At 41.0% G+C, this 14,307-nt stretch carries 12 protein-coding genes; all 12 read right to left on the bottom strand.

Features of this window, described 5'->3' with window-relative positions:
• Positions 1 to 14: 14 nt before the first annotated feature.
• The gene (locus ABEQ24_RS05415; protein ID WP_070877287.1) at positions 15 to 317 is read right to left on the bottom strand and encodes a YlxQ family RNA-binding protein; all 303 of its coding nucleotides are present in this window, start codon (positions 315 to 317) and stop codon (positions 15 to 17) included.
• Between the two features lie 4 nt (positions 318 to 321).
• A complete protein-coding gene (gene rnpM / locus ABEQ24_RS05410) occupies positions 322 to 597 on the bottom strand; it encodes an RNase P modulator RnpM (protein WP_133311035.1) in 276 nt (91 codons plus the stop codon).
• A gap of 13 nt (positions 598 to 610) precedes the next feature.
• A complete protein-coding gene (gene nusA / locus ABEQ24_RS05405; RefSeq protein ID WP_430005813.1) occupies positions 611 to 1,744 on the bottom strand; it encodes a transcription termination factor NusA in 1,134 nt (377 codons plus the stop codon).
• Between the two features lie 36 nt (positions 1,745 to 1,780).
• Entirely contained in the window at positions 1,781 to 2,254 is a 474-nt protein-coding gene (gene rimP / locus ABEQ24_RS05400; RefSeq protein WP_430005812.1) for a ribosome maturation factor RimP, read from the bottom strand.
• Between the two features lie 320 nt (positions 2,255 to 2,574).
• Positions 2,575 to 6,876 (bottom strand): PolC-type DNA polymerase III, encoded by a 4,302-nt coding sequence (locus ABEQ24_RS05395; protein WP_430005811.1) that lies wholly within the window; start codon positions 6,874 to 6,876, stop codon positions 2,575 to 2,577.
• A gap of 121 nt (positions 6,877 to 6,997) precedes the next feature.
• A complete protein-coding gene (locus tag ABEQ24_RS05390; RefSeq protein WP_430005810.1) occupies positions 6,998 to 8,701 on the bottom strand; it encodes a proline--tRNA ligase in 1,704 nt (567 codons plus the stop codon).
• Between the two features lie 105 nt (positions 8,702 to 8,806).
• The gene (rseP, locus tag ABEQ24_RS05385; RefSeq protein ID WP_430005809.1) at positions 8,807 to 10,069 is read right to left on the bottom strand and encodes an RIP metalloprotease RseP; all 1,263 of its coding nucleotides are present in this window, start codon (positions 10,067 to 10,069) and stop codon (positions 8,807 to 8,809) included.
• A 15-nt stretch (positions 10,070 to 10,084) separates the two neighbouring features.
• Positions 10,085 to 11,230, bottom strand: coding sequence for a 1-deoxy-D-xylulose-5-phosphate reductoisomerase (gene dxr / locus ABEQ24_RS05380; RefSeq protein WP_430005808.1), 1,146 nt, complete (start codon positions 11,228 to 11,230; stop codon positions 10,085 to 10,087).
• A 36-nt stretch (positions 11,231 to 11,266) separates the two neighbouring features.
• Positions 11,267 to 12,061 carry a phosphatidate cytidylyltransferase gene (locus ABEQ24_RS05375; protein WP_430005807.1) on the bottom strand — a complete coding sequence of 265 codons (795 nt, stop codon included), beginning with the start codon at positions 12,059 to 12,061 and terminating at the stop codon, positions 11,267 to 11,269.
• A gap of 15 nt (positions 12,062 to 12,076) precedes the next feature.
• Positions 12,077 to 12,850, bottom strand: coding sequence for an isoprenyl transferase (locus tag ABEQ24_RS05370; RefSeq protein WP_430005806.1), 774 nt, complete (start codon positions 12,848 to 12,850; stop codon positions 12,077 to 12,079).
• A 124-nt stretch (positions 12,851 to 12,974) separates the two neighbouring features.
• Positions 12,975 to 13,532 (bottom strand): ribosome recycling factor, encoded by a 558-nt coding sequence (frr, locus tag ABEQ24_RS05365; protein WP_430005805.1) that lies wholly within the window; start codon positions 13,530 to 13,532, stop codon positions 12,975 to 12,977.
• Positions 13,533 to 13,534: 2 nt separating this feature from the next.
• Complete coding sequence (pyrH, locus tag ABEQ24_RS05360; protein WP_430005804.1) at positions 13,535 to 14,257, bottom strand: UMP kinase; 723 nt, start codon at positions 14,255 to 14,257, stop codon at positions 13,535 to 13,537.
• Between the last annotated feature and the right edge of the window lie 50 nt (positions 14,258 to 14,307).

Below are 14,307 nucleotides of genomic sequence, written 5' to 3'. Positions count from 1 at the left end.
CACCCCCAAGAAATTTAATCGAGCAAGGTTTTCATTTTTGCAGCAAAGCCTGCATCAACTAATGCCACAACTACTCGAGCATCCTTTCCAATCGCCTGACCTAACAGGTACCGATCCGGGACCGAGACAACAGGAATGTTGTAAAAACTGCATTTATCATGAACCTTTTTAGCAGTATTTTCTGATGCATCTTTTGAGAGCAGAACAAGTTTTGCACGTGATTGTCTAACTTCTTTGATGACAAGTTCTTCTCCTGAAACAATCTTTCTTGCCCGATTTGCTAAGCCCAATAAGGACATCCATTGATGCTTTACCATACCATTAATGTTTCTCCTTCTCAGCTAGCTGAAGCAATTCTTCGTAGATGGCATCTTCAATTTTTACTTGCAGGTGATTAGCCAGTACATTCTTCTTTTTAGCTTGTAAAATACAGTCTTTATCAAGTGAGAGGTAAGCTCCGCGCCCGTTCTTCTTGCCTGTCGGATCAACGGAAACTTCTCCTTCTTTTGAACGGACAATACGAACAAGTTCTTTTTTCGGCTTCATTTCCCCAGTTGCCACGCATTTGCGCAGCGGAACTTTTCTTTGATTGTTCACATTGCCTCACCTCTTACTTATCTAATTCATCTTGATTGAAAGAAAAAAGCGGCTCATCTTCATCGCTTTCCTCAAGCGGAACATTCGCACCTGCACGAGGATAAATGCCCATTTGAAGTGCATCTGTCTCGCTTTTAATATCAATCTTCCAGTTAGTCAATTTTGCCGCTAAACGTGCATTTTGACCTCTTTTTCCGATAGCAAGCGATAATTGATAATCAGGAACAACCACTGTTGTCGCTTTATCATCTTCGTTCACATTAACATCAAGAACTTTAGATGGACTTAAAGCATTAGCCACAAACAGTACAGGATCGTTTGACCACTTTACAATGTCAATCTTTTCGCCTTTTAATTCATTTACAATTGCCTGCACACGCTGGCCTTTAGGACCTACACATGAACCGACTGGATCAACCTCAGGATTGTCTGAGTGCACAGAAATTTTCGAACGGTCGCCGGCTTCGCGCGCCACTGATTTAATTTCTACTGTGCCGTCATAAATTTCAGGAACCTCAATTTCAAATAATCGTTTTAATAAGCCAGGATGAGTGCGTGAAACGAAAATTTGAGGTCCTTTTGTTGTTTTTTCAACCTTTGTAATAAATACTTTAATGCGGTCATGAGGCTTGTATTTCTCATTTGGCATCTGTTCGCTTACAGGAAGCAGCGCCTCAATTTTGCCAAGGCTCACATAAATAAATTTAGAATCAATTCTTTGGACAATGCCAGTCATGATATCTTCTTCGCGATCTACAAATTCAGAGTAGATCACACCGCGTTCTGCCTCGCGCACACGCTGCGTTACAACCTGTTTGGCTGTTTGAGCGGCAATGCGGCCGAAGTCTTTAGGCGTAACTTCCATTTCAAGAACATCATTTACTTGATAGCTTGGATTTACGCTTTGAGCTTCTTCAACAGAAACTTCAAGTCTTGGGTCATACACTTCATCAACTACATCTTTTCTTGCAAAGACTCTCATTGTTCCTGTGTCGCGGTTTAAATCAACGCGCACATTTTGAGCCTGGTTAAAATTTCTCTTATAAGCTGAGATCAAAGCAGCTTCAATGGCTTCAATGATCACTTCTTTACTGATGCCTTTTTCTTTTTCAAGAATTGTTAAGGCATCTAAAAGTTCATTACTCATCTTATCGGTTTCCCCCTTATCCATCTAACAGTTTATTTAATTGAATGTGACAGCGAGCCGGGCACTGGCGATTTTTTCGTATGGTATTTGAATTTGTTTTTTGCGTGTTTTAATTAAAATTGTCACAATAACATGCTCACCGTCAAAAGCAGTAAGCACTCCTTCAAATACTTTAGAGCCTTCAAAAGGCTCATATGTTTTAATATAAACATTTTTGCCGATTGATTTTGTGAAGTCAGAGTCCTTCTTAAGCGGACGCTCAGCCCCAGGCGATGAAACTTCAAGAAAATAATTTTGTTCAATTGGATCTGTTTCATCTAATTTTTCACTTAGTTTTTCGCTGACAATTGCGCAATGCTCAATGTCGATACCATCACTTGAATCTATGAATACGCGCAAAAACCATTCTTTTCCTTCTTTTACGAACTCGACATCCACTAATTCCAATGTTAATTCATCTAAAATCGGCATAGCTAATTCTGCTACGATTTCAGTAACTTTTTTGCTCATCCCGTTCCTCCTTGTGAAATAGAAGCAAATATGACACTAATAGTTGCTGAAAAACCCTGCTTCATATTGAGCAGGGAATGTATGTACACAACACGCGATCCGAATGAAGAGACAATAAAATCTCTACTCAATACGAAAGAGTGGGTTGCCCCACTCTCTGCCTCTAACTATCGTTAGCATTTCCATAAAAAATATAACATAACCGGCCATTTTTTGCAAATTAAAATCAAACTGCGTAAGGCATTTCAGGAGATATTGCAAGATTTTTCTCCCGAAAAAATTCAGTTAATATTTCCCAATTCACACGTCTGTCAAAAAAATTAAAACAGAGACAGCTGGTTTTGATCAGGAAGCGACTCGAGACAGCCTTGTTTGTCAAGATATTCAATAATTGTCTTAGAAACCTTTCCGCGCTGCTGAAGGTCTTCTTTGGAGAGGAATTCTCCGTCCTGTCTTGCCTTCACGATATTTATAGCAGCGTTAGTTCCAAGCCCTGGAATGGAATTGAAAGGCGGAATTAAAGTATTCCCGTCAATCAGGAAATCCGTTGCGCTGGATCTGTACAGATCTACTTTTTGGAACGAATAGCCGCGCTCGCACATTTCAAGCGCAAGTTCAAGAACTGTCAGTAAACTCTTTTCTTTAGGAGATGCCTCAAGCCCTTTTTGATTAATCTCAACTATTTTCGCTTTAATTGGCTCTGACCCTTTTACCATCGTTTCGATGTCAAAATCATCGGCACGGACTGTGAAGTAAGCAGAATAATAAAGCAGGGCGTGATGCACTTTAAAATAGGCAATGCGTACAGCCATTAAAACATAGGCTGCAGCATGGGCTTTTGGAAACATGTACTTTATCTTAAGGCATGAGCTGATGTACCAGTCTGGCACCTCATTCTTTTTCATTTCTTCCACCATTTCCGGTGTAAGTCCCTTCCCTTTACGAACTGACTCCATAATTTTAAAGGCAAATGAAGGTTCAAGCCCCTGATAAATTAAATAAACCATAATATCATCACGGCACCCGATCACTTCGCTCAGAGTACAAGTATTATCGTGAATTAATTCCTGTGCATTCCCAAGCCATACGTCCGTTCCGTGGGAAAGTCCCGATATTTGCACGAGCTCAGAAAATGTAGTCGGCTTTGTGTCTTCAAGCATTTGGCGGACAAAGCGGGTACCGAATTCCGGAATTCCGAGTGTACCGGTTTTACACATAATCTGTTCTTCTGTTACGCCAAGGGATTCTGTCCCGCTGAATATTTTCATTACCTCTTTATCATCTGTCGGAATTGTTTTTGGATCAATGCCGCTCAGATCCTGAAGCATCCTGATCACTGTCGGGTCGTCGTGTCCGAGAATATCAAGCTTCAGCAAATTATCATGAATGGAATGAAAGTCAAAGTGAGTCGTTTTCCATTCAGAACCTGTGGCATCAGCTGGAAACTGAATCGGTGAAAAATCATATATATCCATATAATCCGGGACAACGATGATTCCGCCCGGATGCTGGCCGGTATTTCTTTTAACGCCTGTACAGCCTTGAACAAGCCGGTCGACTTCTGCATTTCTGAGCATTAAGTTGTTGTCTCCAGCAAAGCCTTTCACATATCCGTAGGCTGTTTTCTCAGCGACTGTACCGATGGTTCCGGCGCGGAACACGTTATCTTCCCCAAAAAGGTCCTTCGTGTAATTATGAGCTCTCGGCTGATATTCTCCCGAGAAGTTCAAATCGATATCGGGTACTTTATCTCCTTTAAAACCAAGGAACGTTTCAAACGGAATATCATGCCCATCTTTATGATATTTAGCTCCGCATTCGGGACAGTCCTTATTCGGAAGATCAAACCCGGAACCCACAGAACCATCATTAAAGAATTCTGAATGCTTGCAGTCAGGACATACATAATGAGGAGGCAGCGGGTTAACCTCTGTTATCTCCGTCATGGTTGCAACAAGGGATGATCCGACAGAACCCCTTGATCCAACAAGGTATCCATCATCAAGAGATTTTTTAACAAGCTTGTGCGATATCAGATAGATAACGGCAAAGCCGTGGCCAATGATGCTTTTCAGTTCTTTTTCGAGCCTTGCTTCGACGATTTCCGGAAGCTGATCGCCATAAATGCTTCTCGCCATACTGTAGCTCATTTCACGGATTTCATCATCTGCACCATCAATTTTTGGTGTATAAAGGTCATCTTTAATAGGTTTAATTTCTTCAACTAATTCTGCTACACGATGTGTATTGTCAATGACAATTTCACGTGCTTTCTCTTTCCCGAGAAAACTGAAGCAGTCGAGCATTTCATTCGTTGGCCTGAAATGAACGTTTGGAAGCTCGTGGCGGTTCAGCGGATTCGCACCGCCCTGAGAGTTTACTAGAATCTTGCGGTAAATTTTATCTTCAGGCTGAAGATAGTGTACGTTTCCGGTCGCAACGACCGGCTTTTCAAGCTTTTCGCCAAGATTCACCAAGTTCGTAATAATTTCTTTTAGAGCCATTTCATCCTTAATATACTCCATCTGAATTAAGTGGCGGTATACTTCGGGAGGCTGAACCTCAATGTAGTCATAGAAGGCTGCTATATCTTCAACTTCCTCTGGAGACTTTTGCATCATGCCTTCAAATACTTCCCCGCGGTCACAGGCTGAGCCGACAAGGATCCCTTCGCGGTGCTTAGTGAGCTGAGATCTCGGCACTCGTGCAACACGGTAGAAATAATCAATATGAGAAAGCGAAACAAGTTTAAACAAGTTCTTTAAGCCAATTTCATTTTGAGCAAGCAAAATCGCATGATAAGGACGAGCTCTCTGATAAGCATTTCCCTGCCCCATATTATCGTTTAGCTGATTATGGTTCTCTATTCCTTTTTCTGAAGCATCCTTCAGCATTCTAAGCAGAAGATATCCGGTTGCTTCTGCGTCAAAAATTGCGCGGTGATGCTGAGTGAGCTCAATATCAAACTTTTTGGCAAGTGTATTTAATCTGTGGCTTTTCAGCTCAGGGTATAAAAATCGGCCTAGTTCAAGTGTATCGATGACAGGGTTGGCTGCTTTACCTTCTCCAAGCAGCTGTTTATAGCCGACGTTTAAAAAGCCCATGTCGAAGCTTGCATTATGCGCAACCAAAATGTCGTCTCCTGCCCACTCTTTGAACCTGCGGAGCACTTCGTCAACATTTGGAGCTGTTGCCACCATATCATCTGTAATGCCTGTTAACTCAATGGTTGTCGCTGATAGACGGTGATGTGGATTTGCAAACGACTCAAAACGGTCGATGATTTCGCCGTTTTTGATTTTAACGGCTGCAAGCTCGATAATCGTGTCGTATACAGCTGATAAGCCGGTTGTCTCTACGTCAAATACGATATAGGCCGCTTCAGGCAATAGCCGATCCTGCTCGTTATAAGCAATCGGCACCCCATCATCTACAAGGTTAATTTCAACACCGTACAGGACTTTGATGCCGTTTTTCTTTCCTGCAGAATACGCTTCTGGGAACGACTGTGCAACAGCGTGATCAGTGATTGCTACAGCAGGATGTCCCCATTTACTTGCCTGTCCCACTAATGAACTGACAGATGATACAGCATCCATTTGGCTCATTGGAGTGTGCAAATGAAGCTCTATTCTTTTTTCATCAGACGTATCTTGACGAATTTCAGGCTTGATTTCATTAATATCATTTGCAATCATGACTAAATCTCTTACAAATGTATCATTCTGAATACTGCCGCGGGCCTTAACCCACATGCCTTTTTTCAATGTTTGCAAAAGAACTGCGTCTTCTTTATCACGGGCAAACATTTTTACTAAAATGGAGTTTGTATAGTCCGTTACTTTAAACGTGCATAATGTTCTTCCGCTCCGGAGCTCTCTTGTTTCGGCATCGAATACATAACCTTGAATAGTGATGCGGCGCTCCTCATCTTCTATCGTGCTGATCTGTTTGATTTCTTCGTCATTCTTAATGGCATAGCCGATCATCAGAGGACCTTGAGGTGCCTCCTGTTCTTGATCTTTCTTATCCATTTCTGTAATGGCTTGCATCATTTTTTCTTGATCTTCAAGCTTCTTCTGCTCTTGGAACTTTTGAATTTCTTCTTTTGATATCTTTACGGTCGTATCCAGCTGAATGAGCGGAAAGCCATATTGTGCAAAGCTGTCCTGAAGAACTGAAGTGTATTTTTTCTTGATGGCCATTGCTTCGGTTTCATTTCTCGTTTTTACAATCAGCTTTAACCCTTGTACTTCAGGGGTTTGCTCATTTAACAAGGAGAGCATAGGGGGGGAAATCCCCTGCATTTCCTGGACACAAACCGACCAATAGTCTGCAATTAAATTTTCATCAAATGTTTGATCATTTACGGTAATTTTAAATGATACATCAGCTATATGTGAAAACGATTTAGTTAATTTCGCATAAAATATCCGGTATACTTCAAAAGGAAGAATCCGCTCAAATGAAAATAGAAATTCCCATTTCTTTGACAGCTTATGGACCGTAAGTTTTGTAATTGCACCGTTTCTAAAATGATTAAAAACAGTGTCGTCTGTTAAATCGATTTGCTGAAGCAGAAGCTGAAACCGCTCTTTTTGAGCTTTCGAAAGTTCGTCCATTCTAACCGTCCCCTCTTACAATAATCGATCCTCATAATTGAAGGTACCTCGCTCTTTGCGAGGTACCTTTGAATGTTTTATTCACTTATCATAACATGAATATATCAGAGCTTCATGTTTTTTATTTGGATAATAAATTGGAAATGGTGCCAGTTAAATCAGACAATGCGACATCCATTCCTTCACCTGTTTTGCGGACTTTCACTTCAACGATTCCGTCAGCAGCCTGTTTTCCGACCACAACTCTTACTGGAATGCCGATGAGATCAGAATCTGCAAATTTCACACCTGCACGTTCAATTCGATCATCGTATAGCACTTCAAATCCAGCATCTAAAAGATCTTCATATAATTTATCACTTAATTCAGCCTGAACGTCATTTTTAGCATTGGCACTGATTAAGTGAACCTGGAACGGGGCAACAGCTGCAGGCCATACAATGCCCTTGTCATCGTTGAATTGCTCGACGATGGCTGCAAGAGTTCTTGAAACTCCAATTCCGTAGCAGCCCATGATCATCGGCTGCGCTCTGCCGTTTTCATCCAGGAACACAGCATTCATAGCTTCACTGTAGCGTGTGCCAAGTTTAAATACATGGCCTACTTCAATGCCTTTTGCAAATTGAATGATGCCTTGTCCATCAGGAGATAAGTCTCCTTCTTCAATAAATCTTAAATCAGTGAATTGAGATACGTTTGCATCACGTTCAATATTCACGCCTTTGTAATGATAGTTTTCTTCGTTCGCTCCGCACACACCGTTTACGATTGCCTGAACGGCCATATCTGCAATTATCTCCACTTCAGAACTGACAGCAACAGGACCTACATATCCCGGCAGTACTCCGACTGCCTGCTTTGTCTCTTCAGCCGATGCAAGCTCTACAACGGAAGCTCCATATAAGTTTTTAATTTTGATGTCATTAACCTCATGATCACCGCGCACTAAAACTAATACGAATTTCTCATCCACTTTAAAAAGAAGAGACTTAATTAATTTTTCTTTAGCTGTATTTAAATACGCAGAAATCTCTTCAATTGTTTTTTGATCTGGTGTTTCCACCTTTTCAAGACTCTGAGCTTCTTCGCCGCTTTTTTCATATTGATTAATGACAGGAGCCATTTCAATGTTAGCAGCATACTGGGAAGTATCGGAGTATGCAATTGTATCTTCTCCTACATCAGAAAGCACCATGAATTCATGCGTATCTTTCCCGCCCATTGCACCTGAATCTGCGATGACTGCACGGAAATTTAAGCCGCAGCGCGAGAAGATATTGCTGTATGCCTGAAACATTTTTTCGTAGACATCATCCAGACTTTCAAAAGATGCGTGGAAAGAATAGGCGTCTTTCATAATAAACTCACGGCCGCGAAGCAGGCCGAAGCGAGGACGTTTTTCATCTCTGAATTTAGATTGAATTTGAAATAGATTCAAAGGCAGTCTTTTATACGATTTTACCTCGTCTCTAACAAGAGAAGTAATAACTTCTTCATGTGTTGCACCAAGTGCAAATTCACGGCTGTGACGGTCTTTCATCCGCATTAATTCAGGGCCGTATGAATACCATCTGCCAGACTCCTGCCAAAGTTCTGACTGCTGTAGTGCCGGCATTAACAGTTCGGAAGACCCTGCACGGTTCATTTCTTCACGCACAATTTGCTCGATTTTTTTCAGGACAATGGAAGCAAGCGGCAAGTAACTGTAAATCCCGCTTGCATTTTGCCGCATGAAGCCTGCACGCAGTAAAAGCTGATGGCTTTTAATATCAGCGTCTGCAGGCACTTCTCTTAAAGTAGGAATAAATGTCATACTTTGTTTCATCTTCAAGCACCTCTATCTATTTATACATTTTAAAAGTCTGGTTTAAGAATAAGAGAGAACGGTCTGAGTAAGAATGACAGCGCCCTCTCATGTCATAGCTAAGCCTTATAAAAAGAATCTTTGAATATCATTCCATGTTACAACCAGCATTAACAGCATCAATAAGGCAAAACCGATAAAATGGACGACGCCTTCTTTTTGGCGGTCAATCGGTTTCCCTCTCAGCGCTTCTACAAGGAAGAATAATAATCTACCTCCGTCGAGTGCAGGAATCGGAAGCAGATTGACAATACCTAAGTTGATGCTGAGAATGGCAGCCCAGCTCATTAAATTGATGATGCCTGTTTTTGCAACTTGATCTGTCATGTCATAAATGCCGACCGGACCTGAAAGCATGTCAATTGAAAACTGCCCAGTGATCAATTTTCCAAGTCCAAGCACAATTTCCTTTGTCCAATTGAATGTTTCCGTTACTCCATATTTCAATGAGCCTACAAATGATTTTTCAACAGGATTATAAGCGCCAATTCTGCCGATCGTTTCTTCCCCTACTTTACTCGCTTCGGGAACTACTTCCACTTCAATGTTTTGACCGCCGCGGTTAATGGCAAAAGTCAGTTCTTGTTCTGGATTTGCCTGAATGACAGAAACGACCTGTTTCCATGAAGACATTACTTTTCCCTCAATGGATGTAATTTCATCGCCTTCTTTAAGTCCGGATTCTACAGCTGAACCGTCTGGGGTCAGCTTACCTAAAATCGGTTCATCAATTGGAGCCCCTTGAATAAAACCCAGGGAGAATAATAGGACAAAAGCTAATATAAAATTCATCAGAGGTCCAGCAATAATCGCTGCTGTCCGCTGACCAAGCGTTTTCGATCCAAACTGGCGGTTATAAGGGGCAATTTGAACTTCAGAACCATCAACAATGAAGAACGATTTTTCGCTCACTTCAAAGTTTTTCAGAATTTCATCCTCTTCGCCCTGTTCATAACCTGAAATGAACATTTTATGTTCAAGGTCAGCCTGTTCTACTTCAATGATTCTTGCACGCGGATATTTTTCCTTATTATTAAGGATGATCTTTTCTACTTTATCTTCTTTATTAAACAGCAATCCTACATTATATCCAGGCTTCACTTCTATCATTTCTGGATCTTCACCAGCCATGCGGACAAATCCGCCAAGGGGAAGGAGTCTGATGGTATAGACAGTTTCATCTTTCATGAATGAAAAGATTTTCGGTCCAAACCCAATTGCAAATTCACGGCATAAAATACCTGCCCGTTTTGCTAAAACTAAATGTCCCAGCTCGTGAAAGAATACGAGTGCTCCAAAAATAATAACAAACGCTAAAACGGTATTCACGTTTCATGACCACCTTTATGAATATAATGTTTGAACAAATTGTCTTGTCTCTTTGTCCACTTCTTGAATGATATGCAAATCCGGGTTTGATATCACACTATGTTTTGTCAAAGCTTTTTCAATGAGATCTTCAATTTGAAGGAAAGCAATTTGTCCTTTTAAAAATGCTCCTACTGCTTCTTCGTTTGCGGCATTCAGCACAGTTGGCATTGTACCGCCTATTTTACCTGAATCATACGCAAATTGTAAGCAGCGGTATCTTTCAAAGTCTGCTTTCTCAAAATGAAGCTTGCCTACTTCCCACAGATTCAATTGCTTGGTTGATGAAAGCGGCAATCGTTCTGGATAGGATAATGCATATTGAATGGGCACTCTCATATCCGGAGATCCAAGCTGCGCAATCACACTTCTGTCATGAAACTCTGCCATAGAGTGAATAATGCTTTCTTTATGAAGCAGAACCTCTATTTTTTCGTACGGCAAATCAAAGAGCCAGTGTGCCTCAATCACTTCAAGGCCTTTGTTCATCATAGTAGCAGAATCGATTGTGATTTTGGCACCCATGGACCAATTCGGATGATTGAGCGCATCCTCCACTGTTACATCTGCCAACTCTTCCCTTTTTCTGTCGCGGAAGCTTCCGCCGGACGCTGTCACAATCAGTCTTTCCAGTGATTTAGGATTTTCACCCTGCAGACATTGAAAAATAGCGGAATGTTCGCTGTCTACCGGAAGAAGATCCACACCATGTTTCCTTGCATGTTCTGTTACAAGATGTCCGGCAGTAACCAGAGTTTCTTTATTTGCAAGCGCAATCGTTTTTCCGCATTCAATAGCTCTTAAAGTCGGCAATAGACCGACACTCCCAACAACTGCATTAACTACTATTTCAGCTTCTGAAATAACAGCTGCTTCTATAAGGCCTTCTGCACCATATGTAAACGTTATGTTCGAAAATTCTTCTTTCAGCTGTGAATATGCTTTAAAATCATTAACAGCTACAAGACTTGGAGAAAAATCACAAATCGCTTTTCTGCCAAGCTCCAAATTACTTCCAAAAGACAAGGCAACAAGCTGAAATTGATCGGGATGACATTTAATTACATCCAGCGTTTGCTGACCAATTGAACCTGTTGCACCCAATAAGCTAATCTTCTTCACCATGTCACTCCCATTCGTTTGTCACAGAGAATCTATTCAGTTAAAGAACAAAAACAAGAAATGCATGATCGGCAACACAAAAATCAGACTGTCAAAGCGATCTAAGATTCCCCCGTGTCCAGGCAGAATATGCCCTGAATCTTTCACTTGATAATGACGCTTTAGTGCTGATTCGGCCAAATCCCCAATTTGTCCAAAAATCGACAGCAAAACAGTGATTAGCGTGATGCTGAAATAGGAGTCGGCAAAGTCAGTCAAAGATTGAAAGATCCACGCGAAGATAACGGCACAGAAGATGCCTCCAATTGAACCCTCTATCGTTTTGTTTGGACTTATTTCCGGCCACAGCTTTCTTTTACCTGCAGATTTCCCGATAAAATAAGCGCCTGAATCTGTAGCCCAAATAATCAGCAGGGCATAAATGATTGAATAAAGGCCAATGTTTCGCATTTCAATAAAATAAAAAAATCCGATTCCGATGTACATGGTTGCTATAATAGTGAATCCTACATCATCAAAGGAAAATCTGTTTTTTGTCACAACGGTGTAACACAAGAATAACAGTACACCAAGCAATGCAATTTCTATTTTTGTTATGCTGAATTCATCTAATAAGTTTATGTAGTTACTGGGGATTAATAGAACCCAAAGCAAGAATAAACTGAGAAGCCCCGGTACACTGTGGATCGTAATTCGCTTCATCTTCAGCAGTTCATATAGGGCAATGGAAGCTAATAAATATATAAATATAGTAAAAGGAACACGTCCATAGATAACGGCCGGCAAAAAAACGGCCAAAGCGATTATGGCAGTTATTATTCGTTGTTTCACTCTGTCACCTTTTTCTTATAAGCCGCCAAATCTTCGCCCTCTATGCTGGTATTCATCAATGGCTGCAAGTAAATGATCCTCGCTGAAGTCCGGCCAAAGCACGTCTGTAAAGACAAATTCAGAATATGCAAGCTGCCATAGCATAAAATTGCTCAGTCTGATTTCTCCGCTTGTTCGAATCAGCAAATCCGGATCTCTCATGTCTTTTGTCATTAAGTATTGTGAAAATAATGCTTCATTAATGTCTTCAGAGCTGATGCTGCCCTTCTCAACGTCCTGAACAATTCCCTGGACCGCATAAATCATTTCAGCTCGGCTGCCATAATTCAGGGCAAAGTTCAGGATAAGTCCATCATTATTTTTCGTATCTTCCTTTGCCTTTTTCACAGCGCGAAGTGTATGTACAGGAATTTTGGATTCTTCTCCAATAATTCTCACTTGCACATTTTCTTCTACAAGTTCCGGCAGGAATGTTCCCAAAAATTCTTCAGGCAGCTTCATTAAGTAATCTACTTCCGTTTTTGGTCTTTTCCAGTTCTCTGTAGAAAAAGCATATAAAGTTAAGGCTTTAACTCCTAGTTCATTAGAAAGCTTCGTTATTTTTCTGACAACTTTCATGCCTTCATGATGTCCGGCAATTCGGGGAAGAGCTCTTTTTTTAGCCCAGCGGCCATTTCCATCCATAATAATTGCAATATGTTCCGGAATTTCCCGTTTCAGAATTTCTTCTTTTGAGAATTCCGATTGCTCGCGGTTAGGATTTCTCCATTTTTTCAGTTTGCCAAGCATGTGATTCCTCCATCACCATTCTGCGGTCTCATATACTGCAACAATGTTAACAGTATTAACAAAAAAACCCCCTGTAAACATTAGAGGGTCTTTTAAGCACAATTCCATTGTACAGAGTTTTTTCTTAAACTTCCATGATTTCTTTTTCTTTATCTTTTGCAATTGCATCAATTTTGCTGATGAAATCATCTGTTGCTTTTTGAACATTCTCATTGTTGCTGCGAAGTTCATCTTCTGTGATTTCGCCATTTTTTTCAAGCTTTTTCAAGTCGTCGTTTGCATCGCGGCGAACATTGCGGACAGCAACTTTCGCTTCTTCTGCATATTTTTTAACAAGCTTTGCAAGCTCTTTGCGTCGTTCCTCTGTAAGTGCAGGAATAGCAAGACGAATTAAAGATCCGTCATTTGTCGGGTTTAAACCAAGATCTGATTTTAAAATCGCTTTTTCAATTTCGCCTAAGACTGTTTTGTCATAAGGCTGGATAACAAGCAATCTTGCTTCAGGAATATTGATAGAAGCTAATTGATTTACAGGTGTTGGAGCACCGTAATAGTCTACAACGATTTTATCAAGCAATGATGCATTTGCACGTCCGGCACGGACAGTAGAAAGTTCCCTGCTGAATGCAGATACTGCTTTTTCCATTTTGTCTTTCGCTTGTGACAGCACTTGTTTTGCCATAATTATTTCCCCCTTACAATAGTTCCGATATTTTCGCCTAATACCGCACGTTTAATATTTCCTTCTTCCATTACAGAGAAGACAATAAGCGGAATATCATTATCCATGCATAGTGATGAAGCCGTTGAATCCATTACTTCTAAACCTTCTTTTAGAACATCCAGATAAGAAAGTGTTTCATATTTAACGGCTGTTGCGTCTTTTTTAGGATCAGCTGTATAAACTCCGTCGACATTGTTTTTTGCCATCAGAATGACATCAGCTTCAATTTCTGCAGCACGCAGTGCAGCTGTTGTGTCAGTAGAGAAATACGGATTTCCTGTACCGGCAGCAAAGATGACAACCCGTTTTTTCTCAAGGTGTCTGATCGCTTTTCTTCTTATGTACGGTTCTGCCACTTGACGCATCTCAATGGAAGTTTGAACACGGGTTTGAATGCCAAACGTTTCAAGGCTGTCCTGCAGAGCAAGTGAATTCATGACTGTAGCAAGCATCCCCATATAGTCTGCTGTCGCACGGTCCATGCCCATCTCACTGCCGATTTTACCGCGCCAGATGTTTCCGCCGCCGACTACAACAGCAACTTCTACGTCCAGTTCTGCTATTTCCTTTACTTGCTTAGCAATGGATTGAATGACGGCAGGCTTTATGCCAAAGCTGTCGTTTCCAGCTAAAGCTTCACCGCTTAATTTAAGTACAATACGATTATATTTAGGTTTGCTCATAATGACCTCCAAGTCTTTTCCAATAGATCTAAATATCGTGTAAATGATTT

Origin of the sequence: Metabacillus idriensis, assembly GCF_050483325.1 — a bacterium.
GTDB lineage: Bacteria > Bacillota > Bacilli > Bacillales > Bacillaceae > Bacillus_P > Bacillus_P idriensis_A.
This window is presented reverse-complemented; position numbering and strand designations above follow the sequence as displayed.